At 32.4% G+C, this 22,117-nt stretch carries 18 protein-coding genes; 14 read left to right on the top strand and 4 right to left on the bottom strand.

The window, feature by feature from the left end:
- Window position 1: 1 nt before the first annotated feature.
- From ACXLDF_RS06350 to ACXLDF_RS06340, 3 genes are all read right to left on the bottom strand, one after another.
- Window positions 2-6,286, bottom strand: coding sequence for a phage tail protein (locus ACXLDF_RS06350; protein ID WP_457557661.1), 6,285 nt, complete (start codon window positions 6,284-6,286; stop codon window positions 2-4).
- 484 nt (window positions 6,287-6,770) lie between these two features.
- Window positions 6,771-7,298: a DUF1947 domain-containing protein gene (locus ACXLDF_RS06345; RefSeq protein WP_457557660.1), complete on the bottom strand. Its 528-nt coding sequence runs from the start codon at window positions 7,296-7,298 to the stop codon at window positions 6,771-6,773.
- Window positions 7,299-7,478: 180 nt separating this feature from the next.
- On the bottom strand, window positions 7,479-8,786 hold the full coding sequence (locus ACXLDF_RS06340) for a UDP-glucose dehydrogenase family protein (protein WP_457557659.1): 1,308 nt from the start codon (window positions 8,784-8,786) through the stop codon (window positions 7,479-7,481).
- Between the two features lie 64 nt (window positions 8,787-8,850).
- Here ACXLDF_RS06340 and ACXLDF_RS06335 point away from each other — a divergent pair, with 64 nt between their 5' ends.
- The 3 genes from ACXLDF_RS06335 to ACXLDF_RS06325 all read left to right on the top strand — a co-directional run bounded on the left by ACXLDF_RS06335 (window position 8,851) and on the right by ACXLDF_RS06325 (window position 11,000).
- Window positions 8,851-9,279, top strand: coding sequence for a hypothetical protein (locus tag ACXLDF_RS06335; RefSeq protein WP_457557658.1), 429 nt, complete (start codon window positions 8,851-8,853; stop codon window positions 9,277-9,279).
- 66 nt (window positions 9,280-9,345) lie between these two features.
- The gene (locus tag ACXLDF_RS06330) at window positions 9,346-10,272 is read left to right on the top strand and encodes a VIT1/CCC1 transporter family protein (protein WP_457557657.1); all 927 of its coding nucleotides are present in this window, start codon (window positions 9,346-9,348) and stop codon (window positions 10,270-10,272) included.
- A 98-nt stretch (window positions 10,273-10,370) separates the two neighbouring features.
- On the top strand, window positions 10,371-11,000 hold the full coding sequence (locus ACXLDF_RS06325) for a DUF47 domain-containing protein (protein ID WP_457557656.1): 630 nt from the start codon (window positions 10,371-10,373) through the stop codon (window positions 10,998-11,000).
- A 77-nt stretch (window positions 11,001-11,077) separates the two neighbouring features.
- Here ACXLDF_RS06325 and ACXLDF_RS06320 read toward each other — a convergent pair whose 3' ends face one another.
- A complete protein-coding gene (locus ACXLDF_RS06320; RefSeq protein ID WP_457557655.1) occupies window positions 11,078-11,467 on the bottom strand; it encodes a hypothetical protein in 390 nt (129 codons plus the stop codon).
- A 248-nt stretch (window positions 11,468-11,715) separates the two neighbouring features.
- Between ACXLDF_RS06320 and ACXLDF_RS06315 the strand changes: the two genes are divergently transcribed.
- The 11 genes from ACXLDF_RS06315 to endA all read left to right on the top strand — a co-directional run bounded on the left by ACXLDF_RS06315 (window position 11,716) and on the right by endA (window position 22,111).
- Complete coding sequence (locus ACXLDF_RS06315) at window positions 11,716-12,009, top strand: ATP synthase subunit C-like protein (protein WP_457557654.1); 294 nt, start codon at window positions 11,716-11,718, stop codon at window positions 12,007-12,009.
- A gap of 74 nt (window positions 12,010-12,083) precedes the next feature.
- Window positions 12,084-13,127, top strand: coding sequence for a V-type ATPase subunit (locus ACXLDF_RS06310; protein WP_457557653.1), 1,044 nt, complete (start codon window positions 12,084-12,086; stop codon window positions 13,125-13,127).
- 83 nt (window positions 13,128-13,210) lie between these two features.
- Window positions 13,211-13,732: a hypothetical protein gene (locus ACXLDF_RS06305; protein WP_457557652.1), complete on the top strand. Its 522-nt coding sequence runs from the start codon at window positions 13,211-13,213 to the stop codon at window positions 13,730-13,732.
- A gap of 16 nt (window positions 13,733-13,748) precedes the next feature.
- Window positions 13,749-14,066 (top strand): V-type ATP synthase subunit F, encoded by a 318-nt coding sequence (locus tag ACXLDF_RS06300; RefSeq protein WP_457557651.1) that lies wholly within the window; start codon window positions 13,749-13,751, stop codon window positions 14,064-14,066.
- Complete coding sequence (locus ACXLDF_RS06295) at window positions 14,066-14,752, top strand: hypothetical protein (protein ID WP_457557650.1); 687 nt, start codon at window positions 14,066-14,068, stop codon at window positions 14,750-14,752. Before ACXLDF_RS06300 ends, ACXLDF_RS06295 begins: the two co-directional genes overlap by 1 nt.
- On the top strand, window positions 14,724-16,532 hold the full coding sequence (locus ACXLDF_RS06290; RefSeq protein ID WP_457557649.1) for a V-type ATP synthase subunit A: 1,809 nt from the start codon (window positions 14,724-14,726) through the stop codon (window positions 16,530-16,532). Before ACXLDF_RS06295 ends, ACXLDF_RS06290 begins: the two co-directional genes overlap by 29 nt.
- Window positions 16,533-16,537: 5 nt before the next feature.
- A complete protein-coding gene (locus ACXLDF_RS06285) occupies window positions 16,538-17,935 on the top strand; it encodes a V-type ATP synthase subunit B (protein WP_457557648.1) in 1,398 nt (465 codons plus the stop codon).
- 27 nt (window positions 17,936-17,962) lie between these two features.
- Window positions 17,963-18,601: a V-type ATP synthase subunit D gene (locus tag ACXLDF_RS06280; RefSeq protein ID WP_457557647.1), complete on the top strand. Its 639-nt coding sequence runs from the start codon at window positions 17,963-17,965 to the stop codon at window positions 18,599-18,601.
- Window positions 18,602-18,623: 22 nt separating this feature from the next.
- Complete coding sequence (locus ACXLDF_RS06275; protein ID WP_457557646.1) at window positions 18,624-20,726, top strand: V-type ATP synthase subunit I; 2,103 nt, start codon at window positions 18,624-18,626, stop codon at window positions 20,724-20,726.
- Window positions 20,727-21,017: 291 nt separating this feature from the next.
- Window positions 21,018-21,377 carry a hypothetical protein gene (locus ACXLDF_RS06270; protein ID WP_457557645.1) on the top strand — a complete coding sequence of 120 codons (360 nt, stop codon included), beginning with the start codon at window positions 21,018-21,020 and terminating at the stop codon, window positions 21,375-21,377.
- A 101-nt stretch (window positions 21,378-21,478) separates the two neighbouring features.
- Complete coding sequence (endA, locus tag ACXLDF_RS06265) at window positions 21,479-22,111, top strand: tRNA-intron lyase (RefSeq protein ID WP_457557644.1); 633 nt, start codon at window positions 21,479-21,481, stop codon at window positions 22,109-22,111.
- Window positions 22,112-22,117 lie beyond the last annotated feature (6 nt).

Genomic DNA, 22,117 nt, shown 5'->3' with positions numbered 1-22,117 from the left:
ATTATTTCCCTCCCTTCTTTTTCTTGATTAAAATAAATATCAGTAAGGCAAGCCCGATTGTTCCACCACTGCTTAAACCTCCTATTAGAACCCAATTTGGTGCATTTCCACTATGTACTGTAAACTGTACATATGCTTTATACAGGGTTCCGTTTACTCCACGACCGTAAACTTCCATTTCAGTTGGTCCTGGTTGCCATGTTACGTTCTTATCTTGCCATAATTGACTTCCTACATCATATTGACAAGAAATATTACTTGACCACTCAGTATTATTTGATCCTTTATAACGATACCACACTTCTTGCATTGCTGTTAGGTTAGCAACTTCAACTGGTGTATTTTGATAAACCTTCTTATCACTACGAGGTTGCAAAATAACCAAATTGAGATTACCCTTTAGGAGGGCTAAAGCTTCGTTAAATTGACTTTTATTGGTAAATACAAGCGGATCAGTTCCTACTGTAATTTCAATACCATCACTGTAGCCGTCATTGTCGGTGTCGGATTTCTTAGGGTCTGTTCCAAAAGTGTAATATTCGTCTCCATCTAACAATCCATCAAAATCTGAATCTGGATTGAATATTCCCCCTCTATATACCCTTTGGGTTCCTATATAAAATTCCATTCCATCAGAAAGACCGTCTAAATCACTATCAAATTCATCGCCGTCCAGTACACCATCCGGAATCAAATCTGTTGAATCAGGATCTAAAGGATCACTTCCATATAAGTAAACTTCTGCACCATCAGGTAAATAATCATCATCACTATCCCAATCGTTTGGATCTGTACCGTATTTTGCAGCAATCCTTGGTACACTTCCATCTCCTGTCGAAGCACTTGGCTGACTTAAAGACATAGGCACAAGTAATTCTTCATAATCAAGTAATCCATCACCATCAGTATCATTGGTCAAAGCACTGGTGTTATAGACCATAATTTCATCGTAGTCACTCAAAGTATCATTATCTGTATCCACAAGCGTAGGTGAAGTCGTATATGTGATTACCTCTTCATAATCATTTAATCCATCACCATCAGTATCAGCTAAAGATGGGCTTGTATTATAAGGAAGCGTATATGTCAATGAAACAAATGGATAGATTATCTGTGATACATTCTTCATTAACAACTCTGATCCATCTGCAAAACCATCATTATCAGTATCTTTTGCTAAAGGATTTAATGTGAAATTCATAGGTGCCCATGGAATAATGCCCGAACTTAAATATAATTCGATAGAATCGCTCAAACCATCAAAATCAGTGTCTGGTTTGGTGGGATCTGTTCCGTAGTACATAATCTCGTCATAGTCACTCATCGACCATGTCATTTCGCCTTGTGCATTAGGTTCGGTTATTGAATCCATGTCGGTATCCCAATTCAAAGGATCTGTATCATACAATATGATCTCTTCCCCATCAGAAAGACCATCACCGTCAGAATCGTATTCAAATGGGTTTGTGTAGTAAATCATGAATTCCTCAAAATCTGTAAGGCCATCATTATCTGAGTCATCATCCATTGGATCAGAACCGTAACGTAATACTTCTGCGCCATCTAGAAGTCGATCACCATCAGAATCATCACATAATGGATTTGAATGCCAAATATAAACTTCTTCCCCATCACTCAAACCATCGAAATCAGAATCAGGTAAAAGAGGGTTAGTGTGAAATACATAAAACTCAATTCCGTCGGGAATCATGTCCAAATCTGTGTCTGCGCAACGAGGATCTGTGCCGAGAAGGATTTCGTGCATATCAAGAAGTTCGTCATCATCAGTATCAGGATCAAGCGGATTTGTATGATTGGAGAATTGGTTAAGCACCCCTTCTAAACCATCCAATAGTCCATCATCATCGCTATCACCATCAGTTGGATCAGTTGGAGGTGTTTGTGCCAATTCATAGCCGTCTGAATTTATCCATGCTCCTGGTTGCGGTGTACGATCAGTAATTCCTGTGTCGCCGTCAGTATCTGGGTTGCATGGATTTGTAATTACATGTTTCCATTCAGGTTCTCCTTCTTCATCAAAAACAATTATATCAAAACCCCTAACTTCCGCACCGTCATTCATGTCCTTTAAAAAGGTTAAGGCTTGCGTGTCAATGGCTCCATTGTAAAGCTGTAGATAGGAATCATCATCTGTATCAGCGTCCAATGGGTGAGTATAACCATTAAAATAGATCAGGGGATTGGGATCTGAGCTTGATTCATTATACAGCGCGCTATTTCCGTAGTATGGTCCCATAGGTCCTTCTTCTCCGTCCAACAATCCGTCTCCATCTGTGTCCTTATTTAATGGATCAGTGTGGTCATTGTAACTTATTCCTCCGATTATAACTTCTTCAACAGTTGTTGTTACATTGCTGATGTCCCATCTTGTATAAACTTCAAAGGAATCTGACAAACGGTCTCCATCAGTATCTTGAGATAGTGGATCAGTAAAATATATTTTCACTTCTTCGTAATCTGATAATTTATCATAGTCCGAATCTTGTACTAGTGGATTGGTTCCCAATTCCCATTCTTCTCCATCAAGTAATCCATCTCCATCAGTATCGGGATTAGTTGCATCAGTATTCATAGTTTTTACTTCTAATTTGTCGTTTGCACCGTCCCCATCTGTATCGGGGTTATTAGGGTCTAAACCTGGTATATCTGCTTCGTAATCATCTCCCAACCCATCTCCATCTGAGTCAAAACCGACTCCAGATTTTTCATATTCTGGATCACCTTTATTGGGTGATAAATCCCACGGACCTCCAGGTTCCCAAGTCCATGTTTTGGTTGTTGTTGAAAACAGGAATTTGAGTTCGATTTTGAAGGTTAGAACCAACCGCAGCGTGATTTTCATGGGTGCTGCCGCGGCGAAATCTTGGAAGAAAGTAAGAATTATTTCCAAAGAGCCTATTAACTTGATACCAACGATCAGCAGATCTATACCGATCGTTACCGCACACCCGAGCGTAAGTACCACAGTTAGGGTTGATACCTCGGGTTGGGTTGCCGAGCCGGCCTTTTTTACGATATCAAGACTTAGCCCAATCCAAACTCTGACGTTAATACTATCAAGACCTAAAAATTCTGAAACAGCACTTAACGCACCGCCACCAACTCCGCCTGTTAAGAAATCGAGTAATGTGAATGTTTTTCCGAGTTCAATTTTGATACCGAATGCCCACTCAACGACATGGAAGAAATCTTCCCATTCAAAAATGCCCCCTTTAAACGTAAATAGATTCATTACGAATTTCGCATATCCAGAAAAACTTAGCTCCAGACCGAGAGATTCGAGCAAGTATTTCATGAATGAATTGGATTCACTGTCCATTCCTGAAACGCCCAATTCAGCATAGAATTGCGGGCTAATTTCAAACATAGAAAAGATGGTCTTGAAGAAATCATCTACATTATCGAGAGAAAAGGTGGAACGTGCATCAAGAATCATACTTTTTACCAATTCAAGCAGTGGGGTTGCGTCGATATTAAAGTTAGCTTGGATACCCAAATCTATTTTTAGATCAAATAAACTCCAATCACCGAGTCCAATAGGTATTTTCCCGTGATAACCTAAGAGATCCCCTGTTCCACCTAAAATGCCCATTAATGAAGATTCGATATCATTTAAGATAGGTTCTAAAAGACCGCCGACCCAATCGAGTATTTTTCCTACCATCCAATCCAAGCCATCTGTGAAAAGACCCTTTAAATTCATAGCCATATTTAAGAATGTTGATAAAGTTTCTTGAGCGGATGAATCTAAGAATGAAGACGCACTATCAATTATTTGCTGCACAACTTCTACGGGATTGGGTGCTGTATCTAAAGTTAATCCGAATTGTTCGGGGAAGAATGTTTGGAAAAGTTTGAAGAGAGCATCCAGTGGAATTTCATCAAAAGGTGGAATTAAGGTGATTATTGAGCCTACTGACATCCAAATGGCTTTTAAAACACCAGTAAAGGATTTTCCTTTAACTGCATCGACTACACTCATTATTCCGCTGGTAATTTGTCCAAAAGTTTCAATTATTGTATCAACATCAGGTAATCCATCTAATACATCATCAGAATCTATGTAATCCAATACAGTTTCAATGAGCTCTGGGATCGCTTGCATTAAGTTTTCTGTGGAAAAGAGATCAGCAGGTAGCATTTGCTTTAATCCTTCAGAATTTGTCAAATGTCCGATAATTCCCAAGATAGGTTTTACTAAATTATTGATTGCCCCTTTAAGGGTATTTGCTAAACCACTATCCATATTTAGATAATCGATAATTTCTTCAGCTAAATCAAAAATATTGGGTAATTCGGCAGGATTGAATCCATCATTATAAATTCCGCAAATCATGGTCATTATATTTGCAAATAGTTGTTTTGTTTCTGTAGAAACTTTACTTGCAAGTGATTCGGATAATGTATTAATTACATGGTCTTTAAAGTTAGATATGCTGCTAAATGCACCTTCTTTATAATTTTGAACGATTTTCATTATTTTCTGAGCTAACTTCTCTACATCGCCTTGAATATCCTCTGAATCTATGAAAATCAAGATTGCCTCTTTCAAAACATCAATCACAGATTCAACAGTAAAACTATCTGCTAAATCTACAACCTTAAATGCAAGTTTGAGAACTTTTCCGATTTTTTCTAATCCGTCGATTTGCAGTGAGTCTAAAGTACCAAGCACAGCTTGCATGACTGGACCAGTAATTGTTTCAATTAGAGTGTCTGTATCAAAACTGACTAAGAATGAAACAGTTGATTTGATAAATGGCACAAATTTATCTACTAAATCTGTTGCGGTGCTTTGAGAAAGTCCTAAACTCGAGACTAATGTTTTATTTAAAATTCCTTTCATTACATTTCCACTGAAAAAGCCAACCATTGCATCAAATACGCTTTTTCCTTCGTTTACAACTGCATCTATTTCATTCCATAGATCTTCACCAACATTTAAAACAGTACCTACAATTTCATTGACTGAATCTGGTAGAACGGCTTGCAAGACAGCATTTAGAAGATCGAAAATAACTTGTGAAATGTCATCGATTCCCCCTCTAAGGTTGAATAAGGCCTTGGTGAAAATTTCTAAAAATGGTTTTAATTCTTCAATGAAGGGAAATTCATTGCTAAGAATGTCCAAGAGGGTTTTTAATGCACTTTCTGCGCTGAAATCACTTACCAAACCTATAATTTGTTGGATTTGGCCAAAAGAATCTTTTATTGTTTCCATAACTGAACTAGGGATCGAGAGTACGCTTCCCCCTTCTCCTGCTAAAAGAGGGAGTAAAATATCGATTATTTCTCCAATAGGTCCATTCAATCCCGACAAAAAGGGAATTTCACCCAAAATAAAATCACCTTCATCCAATTCCGATTGTGGTGAAAGTTTTATTGTTGGTTGGAATGTTTCATCTATTTCGTTTGGAGGGATTTCAGTTAAACTTCCATTTTCTTCTTTATGATAATATGTCGATTCAATCTGAGGGGCATGTCTTTTATACATTTCGTCGGTTCGTATCTGTCGATCTACTTCATCGATTTGTCCAATAGGTTTTACTGGCTGAAAATTTACTTGTATGAAGGTATTAAAATTATCTGCATACAATTTCGTAGCCATTAAAGTTAAATCCACAGCTGTGGCATTATATTCTGGTTCAATTTGTGCTCGTTGATTTGCTAATTCTGAAACTGTCCAAATATCATATAGGACCAATAATAGTAAATCAATTTGGTCTGCTTGACTGGAATAGAGAAAATCTACACCCTCTTCTTCTCCATTGGGAATGATTTTCTCTAAGGAAAGTGTATTTCCCATTCCAACTACATGTTTTGTTTCTTGGTGAAGGGCTAAAATTCCGTAATATTCTTGCCATGGTATAAAATTTTCTCCAATAAACATACCTGTAAGGTTTGCCTTGAAGGCATAAATGGCAATCCAAGGTTGATCTTCCAATTTTGATTGAATATCATCCTTAGAATTAACCGGAATAAGATTTAAATTGTAAATGCGGTAATTTAGGATTTCGTAAACCGATTTTCCTAAATACTTCATATCTTCATTACTTGGATCATAAAACACATAAACCCAATCAAGTTTCAATTCTTTCTTTGCTTTTACTGTGTCTGATTGCTCTACATTTGTCAGTTGTGTTCCTATTGCTGCAACTTGTGGTGCAATATTACACAACATGGATGCAATAAGAACAATGCTTAAAATTTGTTTTTTTAGCTTGAGATTTTTAATAAAGGATTCCCCCTTTTTAGTCCATTTCAATAAATCTTCCCAAAAATTGTAATTGAGATGCAAAAATTATTGAATGGCTCATAATTCTAATTACAAATATGTGAACGATATATTGTTTTTCACATATAATAATGTTTCGGAGAGATGCTCTAAAAAAGAATATCGTAGATTGCATCTATAACAGATATTTGAATTTCATTCTTAAATTACTGAAATGAAAATCATTTCAGCTTATTATATTTCTGGATTAACAGAACGTTTGGATGCAAAATCTTAAAGAAATTTTGAATTTTATCATTTATCTGGATTTTACAACATTTCAATAAAACAAATTATTTTAATCTTGTTTCTATGAAAGAATTTTTCAGTGCGAATAAGTTTAAGAAAATGCGCTTTTTTAATTCAATCAAATTTTAAAAAACTAAAAAAAAAATTGTCTGAACATACTAGCACCAAACTTACTCGCACAATTCATCATCATTTCTTAAGTCTGCTTTAAATATTGATATAAGTGCTAGCTTTTAAACGATTTCGAAAAATTCCAAATCGGATCGGACAATGAATGGATACATTTAATTACCTTACCAGTATTCATCGATTCTATCTCTTCACTTGAATATAGTGCCTCGCCAACTGATAAGATACGACCATGTTGTGGATCTTCAATTAAAACAATATCACCTGGATGAATTCCATCTGATATTTCGATTATTCCAGGACGCATTACATCGGCTCCTTTGGACATAAATTTCACCGCTCCTTGATCTACCTTTACTCTGGGATAGGGAAGATCCTGTTTAGTTAAGTAACTCAACAAAGGGATGAATTTTCCTTCTCTATGCCAAAAAGTTAATAACCCATTTATTGCATACAACTCTTGATTAGCATCTAACTTTATCCATTCTACTTTCTTTTTCGGACTTATCACTGAGGAAACGATCTCTGAACTTAAACCCAGTTGATTCTGCAGTAACTGAATCAGTTTTTTGATGTCTTTTGATTTCAATAAATGCCGTTGATGAATTTTTAGGGGTTGCACCATTTTTTTTCTCCGTAAAATATCTCGTTAAATCTTCTTTTGAATATTCTTATAAATTTTCTGTTTATTTTTTAGCTTGATCTTCGTTAGATTTTGTTTGATCTTCATCTGATATTCTCTTAGTGCGAATAAGTTTTTCTTTAAATTTCCTTGTATATCTTCTGCATTATCACTAAGAAAAATTTATGGTTTAGGATATCCCAGTGCATAGACATGCGGATATTTTGCTGGTTCCATCAAAGAACGATGTCCAATAAAGGTCGGAACGTCAGTTTGTGCAATAATTTCTTTAAATTCAGGCCAGTCTGTGGGAACAATTAATAAATCAACATCTTCGATACAACCTTTTGCTTCAATTTGATATTGAACTTCAGTAATGCGATTGGATTCTAACCATTTCTTAGCCATTGGTATTCCTTGAGGGCAATATGCTTTGATCTCACAACCACGAGAAACTAAAAAGGCAATAATTCGTAATGCAGGAGATTCTCTGGTATCATCAGTTGAAGGTTTAAAAGATAATCCTAATATTCCTACTTTCTTTCTACGAATAGGCCCTACAACCTTCTCTGCTAAATCTATTAATTTCAGATATTGATTATGATTTGTTTGAACAACTTGTTCTAAAATTCTAAATGGAGAATGGTTTACTTGACCTGCATGAACAATTGCGTTTACATCCTTTGGAAAACAACTACCTCCATAACCAGGGCCGTTACGAAGAAACATTGGGCTAATTCTTTTGTCTGCTCCAATTGCTTCTAGTACTTCTTTTGCATCAATTCCAACTGCTTCGCAGAAATTTGCCCATTCATTTGCAAATGTAATTTTCATCGCTAAAAATGAATTTTTTGCATACTTAATTGCTTCTGCTGCATTTATTCCAACATATGTAATTTTCTCTTCAGCTGCCCATGAATACATTTCTCTAAGTGTTTGTTTGGTTTTTTCATCTTGACTGCCGATAACGATACTATCTGGTTTAATACTGTCAAACCAAGCCACACCTTCGCGCAAAAATTCTGGATTCATACCGATTCCAAAATCTACTCCTGCTTTTTTCCCAGAATATTCTTCAATTAAAGGTTTTACTAATTTTAGAGTTGTTCCAGGAACAACAGTAGATTTTACAACAACAATATGATATTGATTTTTATTTTTTAGTGCTTTTCCTATATCAATAGCAACCTCTTGGATATAAGACAAATCAATCATACCACCTTTATCTGGTGTTCCTACACAGATAAGGGAGATATCTGTTGATTTTACTGCTTCTGTCAGATTTTCTGTAGCTCTAAGTTTTTTTTTGTTTAACACCAAATCTTTCATATGTTCTTCTAAATGTGCTTCATAGATAGTTGGTTTTCCTTGATTGATTGATTCAACTTTGGATTTATCAATGTCAACCAAAATAACATCATGGCCGTAATAAGCAGCTCCTACGGCATTAACTTGACCTACGTAACCACTTCCAATATAAGATATTTTCATAAGTCTCAATAAAAATAACATATTCAGTAATAAAATTTTTGTTGGGCGGATGTTAAATAATGATATGCCTCGAATGCAAATCTCTATGACTCGATTTCATTGGAAGATTCCGCGTTGGCGAGATTTACAAAATGTTAGAGCAATTTGGTTTTATTCTTTGGATGGAATTCCTTCATTTGAATTAGAAATCGACCCATCAATTATTATTCCTGAAAATCTTTGCCAACATGCGCGAAATTCAAAAAATATTGATCAGGCAAACTTTATTGTTCTAAAAAATGTAAAAATTATCTCAATAATCGGAAAAAAAATTAAAACTCTTGAAATCATGGGTGCTCGAGGAAAATCTATCTTTTTAGGGAATATTATCATTCATGAAAATAATAAAAAATTTAATATCCCCCTTTATTCTACTTTAGAAGATTGGCATGATTTTAAAGAACACACTTCTGGAAAATTATATCAGCATACTTCCCATGTAAAATTCACTTAAATATGATCGTTACTTTAATTATTCACATATCATAAATTCTCTAATTTTAAATATATTGACACGAAAATGTCGAAAAATAGCAAACGTGATAATAGGTTAAAACACTATAAAATTCTATGGGAAATAAGTGAAGCATCGCCAATAATTAGAAGATACTTTGCAATGAATTTTTTTGATGGTATTTTAACTGCTCTTGGTATCGTTTTAGCTGGATTTGCTTTTTGGTTAACTGATTCAACAATGCAGACAAGTGGTTACTTGTTCTTTAGTGGGTTGACAACTGCTATAGCTATTGGAATTTCTGGATTAACAGGTAGTCATTTAGCGGAATCCGCTGAAAGAAATTTAAATGTAATTCAAATGAAACAAGTATTGGGATTATTGGATTCAGAAGGAAACGAACGCTCTGAAGATCCTGATCAACCGCGTTATTCAGATCGTGATATAAAACTTGCACTCGGGAAGTTTGAAGAAATTTCCACTTATAGTATTGGAAAAAAGTACCATCGCACTTCAATGATTCCAAAAAAGAATATTCCTTTAGAAAAGAGCCAAAAAAACAATATAGATTTTAATGGTGGTTCTGAAGAATTACAAGATGATCAAAATAATTCTGAATTAAATCAAGAAAAGCCAATAAACAAGAAAAATAAAAAAAAATCAAAGACAAATAAGGAACCTAAAACAATGTTTGAAGAAGCCCAAGATTTTGCAGGTAAAGTTGCTGCTTTTGTTGATGGGTTCTCTCCATTTGCAGGAGTAATTATTGTGGTACTTCCATTTTTATTTGGTGATCCATCACAACCTGCAAGTTTAGTACAGTATATCTTTTCATTTGCTTTTTCTGTGATCGTCCTTTTCTTATTAGGTTCTTATTTGGCAAGATTAAGTCGTGAAAGCATTTTGAAATTTGGATTGCAAATGGTAGCTGCAGCGTTATTTACTGGTATTTTAACAGTTTTCTTTAATTGGTTATTAAATTCGAATTTTTAGAATCTTTTAGAATCTTTTTTTTTATAATAAGTAAAGTAAATAAAAGGCAGTATTATTTTTAGGTAGTAATTATCATAGTTAATTGCAGTGAAAAATTTATGGACAAAATGGAAAGAATAGTATTTACCAATTTAGAAGCCCAAAGCAAATATATTAATCAAACTTTCAAAGAAATGGGGTTATGTATTAACTCTTTCTTTGAACACAGCGATGATATATTTAATAGTATTGAAAAAATAAGAAATCTAGAGAAAGAAGCGAATAAACTTCGTCAAAAAAGTCTTGAAACAGTTGCCCAAGCTGTTAGTATTTATCGATCTGACTTCTTGCGTTTGGTTATGAAGATGGCAGATGTGATGTCTAATCAAGCTGGGGCCTCTGTAAGATTAGGTAATATTAAATATCAACCTCGTAAAGATGATCCTATGATTCCAAAATTTCAACAATTAATTACAACTTTTATTAAAATGGGAGAACGTCTTCGTGATTTGATGAAAACTCTTGGAGACGATTTGTCTAAAGCACCTTCATATTGTAATGCTATCGATGAAGTAGAAGAAAAAGTAGATGAATTGTATCGAGATCTTCATGGTCATTTGTATAATCGAATGGATATTCCACTTAGATTTATAATGCAGTTTTTAAGCGTTGCAAAACACATTGAAGAAGCTTGTGATCACTGTGCGGGTGTGGCTGATTCTGTGAGATTTATTCTTTCAACTCACTAAATAATTGTGACAATTTTTTTAACTAACATTAATTATTATTTATTTTTTGTTTTTACTGTGTGGTGAATTAGATTTTTTTATTTTGAAAACGAAAAATAATGGTAAGGTGAATTGTTTTCTAAGATGTGTAATGAGTTCGACTGAAATGATTGAAATCTTTTGATTAATTTGCGAATTTCCTTTAATCGTTTATTGATGACGTGTTTAAAATCTTTTAATATGCATTTATATTGTTTTAAATTTATAATATCCTTTGCAATTGGTGAATATGAAGTAATTTCATTTTCGATTAAATAAACCTGTTTTTGGAATTTGCGTAAATCTTCTAAAAAAATTTCTTGTTGAATAGGAATTTCTAAGGGATCAATAGGATAAGAGGAATTCTTTGCATTTTGTCTGTGAAATTTATTTGTATGGGTTTTAAAATGTCGAACTTTGGTCAAAAAACTTTTCATGATTTCTTTCATTTTCCTCTTGCTCTTGCCTATTTAGGCGATTAACTTTTAATTTAAAATTCAAATTCATTCTAATTAACCGAATACACTATATAAAAAAGTTTTCGGTTTATCAGAAATATTTAAACCAGAAGGTGTTTTTTATTAATTAATACGCTTCATAAATAATTTGAAGGTGTACCAGAACGCGTGCTAAAACTAAATTTTATCTTTTATTATTAGGCTTTCAAATCGTATTAATTTTCACCGTTTTTTTTTCAGTGAATACGATTTCGGTACTCGCACAGAGTGGCGATACAACTGTTTCTACAACTGATAATAGTTTGGCTATTTTAGGTCTTGCTCTTGGTTCCGGTTTAGCTGTTGGCTTAGCAGGAATTGGTGCGGGATTAGCGATTAAAACTACAGGAACTGCTTCAATTTCTATGTTAGCAGAGCGACCAGAAGCATTCTTCAAAGCTTTCCTTGTAGTTGCATTAGGTGAAGCATTAGCAGTCTATGGATTGATTGTATCTATTCTTCTATGGACAAAAATCCCCACCTTTACAATGTAAGCTAAATTGTTTTTTTTTTATTTATCTTTAACAAAAATTAAATATTATACATTTAAACAAATGTCGGGAAACCTATGTGCGCAGTGGTTGATGATTACGGTTATATTTTCATAAAATTAGTGGTTTTAAAATCTCTTCTTATGAGTGCACAAGATAGGAAAAAACTTGAATCTTTCCGAGATTTAGAATCTTTAGGTAGTTATATTAAGCGATTTTTCCCTCGTTTTAATCCTGAAGATCTTTCTATTAGCGAGTTTGAACGAAATCTTTGGAAAACTTACATGGATATTGAAGAAAAAATTTTAGTATCTTCTCCTGACTCAATCAAATCTTTTTTAAAAACTTTGCTTGTTCGTTATGAAATTTGGAATATAAAAATTGCTATACATGGAGTAATTGAAGGATTAGATATTGATCAGAAATTAGAACATATTTTTAAAAAACCTTCAGTAATATTAGAACGTGAAAATTTCATCACAGATCTTCTTAAAGCTAAAAACTTCGCAGAAATTCGAAGTGCGATTAAAAACACACCATATAAAAAAATCATTGAACGCGGATTAGAACATATTGAAAAAAATGGTGAAATTTTCTATTTAGAACAAGAATTAGATAAATATTATTTTGAAAATATGATCGAGCAAAGCGGGTATTTTCCTGCTGAAGAACAAGAATTTATCGAGCATTTTATTCGTTCTCAAGTCGATTTTTATAATTTTAATCTTATATATCGTGCTTTTTTTAACAAGATCTCTTTAGATGAAATTTCTCCCTATTTGTTAAATAATGGTTATATTTTTAATCCAAAGAAGCTTCAAATTCTGCAAAGTTCATCAAACTTCGATGAATTCATTAAACATCTTCAAAATTTATTGAAGAAACATGAAAAGCTTTATATATTTGCTCAAAGTTTAAAAAATCCTAATCCAAAAATGTGGCAGCATCTTTCTACTGTATTCTTAGAAATGTTTCTTACCCGATTTCAACATACAATAATGGCTGATATATCACTAAAATCGATATCTTTAATGTTTCAAATTATTTTGTATAAACAAATTGAGATTCAAGAAATTATAGCTCGAGCTGTTCATATTGCATTAATACAAGAACAGTATTAGGAAATAAAATACAATAAAATTAAACAAATGCAATGGAAATTTAAAACGAAAAAACAAACACAACTAACCAAGATGAAAAAATAATGAAAAAGAACAATAATCTTGATGAAAACGAGAAAAATCATAGAGAAATTGAGAAAACAAGTTCAATTATTGTAAAAGGTTCTTTATCCTCCAAAATCCAAGGAAAAATCAAAGATGAACGTTTGAGATGCAGGGATATTTCTCCAGAACTTTGTGAAGTATTACGTAATCGAGAATTTACAAATAACAAAGAAGATGTCTTTCTGGAAGTTAGAACGATTGAAGAACACTATAGATATAGGGTAGAAACTGCAAAAGTGAAGTGGGAAAGGAAAATTAAAGAAACTAAAAGGAAATGGGAAAAAAAATATAAAGCTGCAATCAAAGATAAAGAACGAGAAATAAACAGAGATATTAAAGATTTAGAAAACGAAATTGAAAAATCTATCAAATCTTTAGAAATAAAAGAAAATATGATACTCTCTCAAATTGGTATGCTTTACAAAATAAATAAAATCCAATTAACTGAAGATGCACTTAAAATTTTAGGATTAAACTATCTCTGTATGGATAAAAAATAAAGGATTTTGATCTCTTATGAATATAATATGCATAGCTGATGAAGACACAAATATAATGTTTGGGTTAATTGGAATCCAAGGTTTTACTCTTCCTGAAATGGATTTTAGGAAATTTAAAATTGAATTTGAAAAAATTTTGAGTAATAAGAGTATTGATATGATAATAATGAATGAAAAATATCTTCTTCGCTTTAAAAATTATTTCAAAGGTATTAAATCTCAAAAATTTCCAATTATTGTCGAAATTCCAGATATTAAAGCTCCATTTTCAGCGGATTATTATAATCATTTTATAAAACAATATTTAGGATTATCAATAGGGGATGTAAAATAATGTCATTGCGCGAAGATTTTAAGGATATTGGTTATGAAATGGCTCGATTTGTTGACCAAGAAATTGAAAAAATACGTATTCAAGGAGAAGCTCAAATTAAGGCAATTAAAGAAGAAATAGAGCAAAAATTAAAGCATGATACCTTAAAAATGGAATTGAATTCTATCCAGAAGAAACAATTTGAATTAAATAAAATCGAAAGTGAAAAAATAACCGAAATTAATCAGACTATTGCTGAAAAAAAGGTTAAATGTATATCAGATTTTTTAAAACTCCTACAATTAGAAATTCGGAAACGTATTCATGATAAAAAGGATCTCTATATGTATTTTTTAATCGAAAAAATCCAAAGTTTTACTCCATTAATTCAAAATAATGCTACAATTCATTTTAACAAAGAAGATTTAGAATATGCTAAAAAATTTCAGTTTTTAGAAAAACTTGGAGAGAAAAAAGATCTTTTTGAAATCTCAGATGAACCAATTGAAACTGGAATTGGTTTTAAAATTGTATCAAATAATGGAGAATATATTATTGATAATACCTTTGATGCTATGGTTGAAAAACACTATCAGGATTTAGAGATAAGATTTATGAAAATATTTCCCATTTTTGAAGTTAATGTACGCAATGCAATGGAGATTGACAAAGAAAAGCATGGAAAGGCGAAACGATATGAAATCTAAATTATCAACACATCCAGTATTAGGAAAGATTATTGCCATTAATGGATCTGTCGTCAAAGTCGAAGGATTTCGAGATCAATCAGTAGGAGATATGGTTAATATAAGTTCCAAACTTAATTTAATTGGAGAAATCATTAAGATTGTAAATAAAATTGCCGTAATCCAATGTTATGAAGATACATCTGGGCTTGAATTAAATGCCACTGTAGAAAATTATCGATATCCACTTTCCATGGAATTGGGTCCTGGTATGCTTACCATGATTTATGATGGAATACAGCGACCTCTTGAAAAAATAGCAGAAATCAGTGGTGACTTTATTGCACGTGGGTTAAGAGTTCCTGCAATTGATAGAAGAAAAATATGGGATTTCCATCCTGTTGTTAATCCCGGAGATTTTGTCTCTGAAGGTGACATAGTTGGAACTGTTCAAGAATTATCTTTAACCCATAATATAATAGTTCATCCTGGAATATCAGGAAAAATTGTTTCCATTAATTCTGGGGATATGCGCGTTGAAGATTTCGCATATTCAATTGAAAAAAGGGATAAAACAATAGAGAAATTTAGTTTACTAACTCGTTGGCCGATTCGAAAGGCTCGACCTTATAAAAAACGATTTATTCCTTCAAAACCCTTAATTACAGGTGCAAGGGTATTTGATTTATTATTTCCCGTAGCCCAAGGTGGTGTTGTTGCCGTTCCTGGCGGTTTTGGAACTGGAAAGACTGTAGTTCAACATAGTCTTGCTAAATTTGCTGATGCGGATGTAATTGTATATATTGGTTGTGGTGAACGCGGAAATGAAATGGCAGATCTATTAAACTCATTCCCTGCTTTGGAAGATCCCAAAAATCATCGACCTTTAATGGATCGAACGATAATGATTGCAAATACTTCTAATATGCCTGTTTCTGCACGAGAGGCATCTATTTTTGCTGGTATAACGATGGCAGAATATTGGCGTGATATGGGGAAAAATGTTCTGTTACTCGCAGATAGCACTAGTCGATGGGCTGAAGCTTTACGCGAATTATCAGGAAGATTGGAAGAAATGCCAACTGAAGGGGGATATCCTGCCTATTTAGCAACTCGCTTAAGTAATTTCTATGAGCGAGCTGGTTTCGTTCAAGTTTTAGGTAATGGAAATCGATTTGGTTCAATAACTATTGTCGGATCTGTATCACCTCCTGGTGGTGATTTCTCTGAACCAGTAACTACTAATACTAAACGATTTGTTAAAGCTTTTTGGGCATTGGATGCTCGATTAGCTTATGCACGCCATTATCCCGCAGTAAATTGGACCGATTCCTATTCATTATATGATAATTTAGAAGAATATTGGGAAGAAAATATAGAAAAAGGGTGGCAAGAAGCACGTACAACTGTAAATAGCATATTATCCAAAGCAGATCAATTAGAAAGTGTTGCGAAACTTATTGGAACTGAGAATCTTCCACCAGATCAACAGTTGATCCTTCTCATGGCTGCAGTAATAAAGGATGGTTATTTAATCCAAAACAGTTTTAATGATAATGATATGTATTCGAGTCCTTTGAAAACAATGCGGTTGGCTTTGTTGTTTCTTAAATTTTACAATAAATGCCAGAAATTAATAAAAATTGGCGTTCCCATTTTTCGATTCAAAGAAATGAAATGTTTAAACGCTTTACGTAGGGCTAGATTAGATTTTCATTCAAGTGAAGTTGAAAAACTGACATTATTAGGTAATGAAATGGATGATGAATTTAGTAATTTGGAAAAACAATATCGTAGTTGAATAAAATGTCAATCAGTTATGCAAATATATCTTCAATTATGGACCCGCTTGTCTATATGAAACCTCTACCGAACCATAATATAAAAAATGGTAGTGTTGTTAAAATAAAAACGAAAGATGGAGAAGTTAGGACAGGACAAGTATTAACTGTAAGTAAGGATGTTGTAGTAATTCAAGTGGTTGAAGGAAGCTTTGGATTAACATTAGGGACCACACAAGTTACATTTTTGGATGAAATTTTTAAAGTGGGCGTCTCCAGGGAAATGATGGGGCGAAGATTTAATGGAATTGGAGAACCAATTGATGGTGGTGAACCAATTTTACCAGAAGTTTTGCTTGATATAAATGGAGAACCTATGAATCCAGTAACCCGTGATTATCCTCGTGATGTTATCCAAACTGGAATTTCATCATTCGACAACTTAAATACTTTAGTAAGGGGTCAAAAGCTTCCAATTTTCAGTGGACAAGGGCTTCCTCACAATCGTTTAGTTGCTCAAATTGTTAATAATGCTAAAGTCAGAACTAATGAACCATTTGTAACTATTTTTTGTGGAATTGGGCTGTTAGCAGAACAAGCTCTATACTTTCAACAGAAGTTTGAAGAACGTGGGTCTACAAAAGTCATTTCGTTTATCAATCTTGCTAGTGATCCCACAATTGAACGTTTGTTGATTCCAAAAGTTGCATTAACAACAGCAGAATTTCTTGCTTTTCAACATGATATGCATGTATTGGTTGTATTATCAGATATAACAAATTATGCTGAAGCTCTACGCGAAATATCAAATGTAAAAGGAGAAATTCCTGCTAGAAAAGGATTTCCAGGTTATATGTATTCTGATTTTGCAAGCATCTATGAACGAGCAGGAAGAATTAAAGGAAAAAAGGGGTCAATAACACAAATACCTGTTATCTCAATGCCAAATGATGATATTACTCATCCAATCCCTGATTTAACCGGATATATCACTGAAGGACAAATTGTTTTGAGTAGAGATTATCACCAACAAGGCTTATTTCCTCCAATTTATCCTTTATCTTCTCTCTCTCGTTTAATGAAAGATGCAATTGGTAAAAATAATACAAGGGAAGATCATGCTGATTTAAGTTCACAACTATATGCATGTTATTCTAAAGCCTTGGAAATACGCGAATTGGAATCAATTATAGGTACTGAAAGCCTTTCAGAAATTGATAAACAATATCTGACATTTGCAAATTTATTCGAACAAAAATTTATCAATCAAGGTGATTCTGAGCGTTCGTTTGAAAAAACTTTTAATTTGGCTTGGAAATTGCTTTCAATCATGAATCGTTCAGAATTAATTCGAGTGAAAAGAGAGTTTATTGAAAAATATTATGACGAAAATATAGATGTTAAAACTATCTATTATGCTTAAAGAATTTATTCATAGAAGGAAAATTACATGTCATTTCAAAAAGTTAAACCCACAAAACCAGAATTGTCTCGATTAAAGAAAAAACGTAATTTTTCTCAAAGAGGAGAATCTCTTCTGGAAATAAAGAGAGAACAACTACATAATTTATTACAAAATACTTCATCTTCTTTTTTTAGTGTAAGAAATCAAATGAGAGAAACTATCTTAGCAAACATGGAATTATTGAAAGAAACTTATCAATTTATTGGAAAAGAAAAAGTTGAGCGTATCTCTTTATACAATCTTTCAAAATTAGATCCAAAAATAGAAATTACTTACATACATCGAGGCGGAATTGATTTACCAGAAATTAAATTGAAAGAAACCCATGAATATCTTCCTTCTTATTCATTTTATGATACAGCTCTTCATATAGATATTTTGATCAAAAACCTTCATGAATCTTTAGAAAATCTGGTAAAATTAGGAGAATTAGATAAACGTATGTATCGTATTTCTGAGAATTATAAAAAAATTAATAGAAGAATTGATGCATTAGAAGATTTGGTAATTCCTAAATTAAATAATGATATACGTGTCATTGAAGATATACTCTCAGACGGAGAACGGGAAGAATTCATCCGCTTAAAGAAAATAAAAGAATTTTTAGAAATTGAAGAATCTTAGTAAAAGAAATGGTGAAAAAAATATGCTAACTCCAGAAAAAATGAGTTTCCTAAAAATAGCTATTCATAAAAGTAAAGTTCCTGCTTTACTTAATTTAGTACCTAAATATCAAATTCATATCCAAGAATTTAAACCAACAGAGATAAAAACTCACCATCATCTACGTAGAGAACGACAGTTAAATAAAGATATTGAAGAAATGGAACAAAAATTAGCAGAAATTGAAGAAAAATTAATTTATTACTTTCAAAAAATGAATATCGATCCTGATAATATCGAAATTCCTCCAGAAGATCAACGTCTTATTTATACTGCCTCTCAAGTTAAAGATGTCGTTGATAAACTTTATGAAGAAGTCTCTCATGACATAAGAATGGTAAAGGGATATATCAATAATCGTGAGAAGTTTTTTAGAGAAAAAAATAATTTAAGTCTTCAAAAAGAGATATTTATTTGGCTTACTACAGAATATAAAGCAAATAAAGTCTGTTTTGAATGGTTTGACCAATTAAAATTTAAATTATGCTTTATGGGACATAATGATTTTACAGAATTAGAACTCGCATTAGAACATGAACAAATTCCTGTAATTTTAGAATTTAATGATATCAACCCAGAAACAACTGCATTTTTCCTAATTTATCATAAAAGTCATGATGAAGAAATCAATTCCATTTGCCAAGCAGCAACGAAAATTGAAGATTATCTCGAATATTTAAACGATGAAGGTTTTGATTCCCATCTTATTCAAGAAAAAATTGATGAAGCAGAAAAGAAATATCTTGAAAGCCTTGAAGCGATTGAAGTTTATAAGAAAAGTGCAAGAAAGTTTAGAGGATATCTTGAGATTATGAAAAATTGTCGAAAATATAATTTTATAGAAGAGCAATTTAGAGAAACTTATAGAGGCGATATTGTTCGCTTAAATGGTTTTATTCCAACAAAAAAGCAAGATGAAATTCTTTCTGAATTTGATAAACGATTTCATTCCGAAATTCGCGTTTTTGTTCAGCCAGTAAAAAGAAATCAAGGTGATAATCAAAGCGGAGGAAAAGAAGTAGGGACTTCTGATGAAGAATATGAGATTTCACGATTTGAAGATGAAGAAAACATTGAAAATGTACCTTCATTAGTAAAAACACCAAAAATTTTCAAACCTTTTCGCTTACTGACACAATTATATGGAGTTACTAATTATTCTGAAATTGATCCCACTCCAATAGTTGCTTTAACATATCCAATTTTATTCGGTTTAATGTTTGGAGATGTTGGGCATGGTTTTATTTTATTTGCTCTTGGATTATTGATTATTTTCTTAAATAGAAAAAAGAAATCAGGTAGTATGTATGATGGTGGATTTTTATTAATGTGGTTAGGCATCGCTGCAATGGGAGCAGGATTTCTATATGGTGAAATATTTGGAAATAATACTTTAATTAAACCTCTATTTGCAAGTCCAATGGAAGATGTGACTACAGTTTTAAAAGCTGCTTTGATAATTGGTGTAATTCATCTTAGTTTGGGATTTTCAATTCAATTTCTAAATGATATTCAAAATCATAAAGTCTATTTAGCGTTTGTAGAACCAATATGGAAAATGGCTATGTTATGGGGCGGAACATATGTTATTTTTACTTACGGTTTCGATCTTAAATCTTGGTTTTCTCCAGATTCTACTATACCTTATCCAGTTCTTACAGTAATTCTTCCAACAATTCCTATTCTTATTGGAAAACCAATAGGTAAATTAATAGGGATCTCATATTTAAAAGGAGAATCAATAAGTAGTTTAATCGGAGAACAAGCAGTGGATGTATCTGAAACATATCTAAGTATGCTTTCCAATGTAGCAAGTTATACACGTTTGCTTGCGTTAGCAATGGCACATATAGGTTTGATGTTGGTTATTACTTCAATGGTAGCATTTTTTGAATCTGAGATTGGAATAATTCTTATTCTTATTTTTGGGAATCTCTTTGTAGTTGTTTTAGAATCTGTTTTAGCTGCAGTACATGCTCTTCGTTTAACTTTCTATGAATTTTTTGGAAAGTTTTATCAAGCAGATGGAATTCCATTCGAATATCTTGATATTGAAACAAAATATAGTTTAATTGAATTTCAATAATGTAAAAATAATGATATAATATTACCCTTTTTTTTTTATTTACACCAATGATGAAAAGGCATTTGCTTGATATCTGTTGGAAAAAAGGAAACACTCTGACAAGTAGATGATAATTGAGAGCCATCTGAGGTGTTATTGTCTTTTTTTGAAAATCAACTAATAATCTAATCCAAAAAATCAAAGATAAAAAAATTTTTATTCACAAGTAATAAAATTTAATTCTAGGAGCGGATTATAATCGAACAAACGAAACCAGAAAAAAAATCAAAAGGAATATTTTCACGAGTTATAATGCCGGTTCTTTCTCTCGTTGTATCTATTTTTTTATTGACATTAATCGGAAATGATATAAAGAAAATTACAACAGGTAATGAAACCAATTTTACAAAATGGGCAATTCTAATTGAAGCTCTACTTTTGTTTATTCTCCCATTTTTATTTAATCCACAAATAGTTTCAAGACGATTAGAAAAAATCCATATCGCCCGAGCTCAAAAAAAGAAACGTGCTTTGGATTTAAAAATTGAGAAGCAAATTAGGTTTAATGTAGAATATCGGCCTAGTTTAGTTGTTAAATGTCCAAGATGTGGTTTTGAAAGCCCAACAGGTGCAAAAACATGTTTTAATTGTGGTTTTAAGTTAAATTTTTAATATTCTCAAAATTATATAAAAAAGTAATTATATTTCTAAATTTACATCTCGATTTTTGAAAATGATTAACTTTATGGCAAAAGAAATCCTTTTACTACATAATGAGTCCATTATCCTATCCCGAATTGGATGAAAATATTGATCCTTTAGTTGAAAAAACACTCCAAGAAGGGCAACTACCAGATGAACCTATTGAAGCAAAATTGATTGGGAAAAAAATCTTGATTTTTAATCACATTCATGGTTATCTCTTATATGGATTTGGACGATATTTTGGTATACCTGTGGGTATTCGAAAACCAAAAATAGAACCCTTTCAACGACCCTTAGAACTTTCAGCACTAGAATCTTATTACCTTTTAAAGAAAAATATAATTATTATTCATTCTTTTCAAAACAATACTACTAAAACATGGAATCCTACAGAATTCTATAATTTTTGTACAAAAAATTATCCTTTTTTTGAGGAAAGATATCTAATTTATGAGGATTTACGTGAGAAAAAATATATTCCACGTCCTGGACAAAAATTTGGTGCAGATTTTATTGTTTATCGAAAAGGACCTGGAATAGATCATTCTTCATTTTGTATTCAAGTTTTATCCCCTTATGCAAAGATTTCATCAATTGATGTGGTTAGAAGTGCTAGATTGGCGACAAGTGTTAAAAAACGCTTCGTTTTAGCAAATCCCACTACGAAAACATATTATTCGTTTAAATGGTTTAAACCGTGAAAATGA

This window comes from Candidatus Harpocratesius sp. (assembly GCF_054039255.1).
This window is presented reverse-complemented; position numbering and strand designations above follow the sequence as displayed.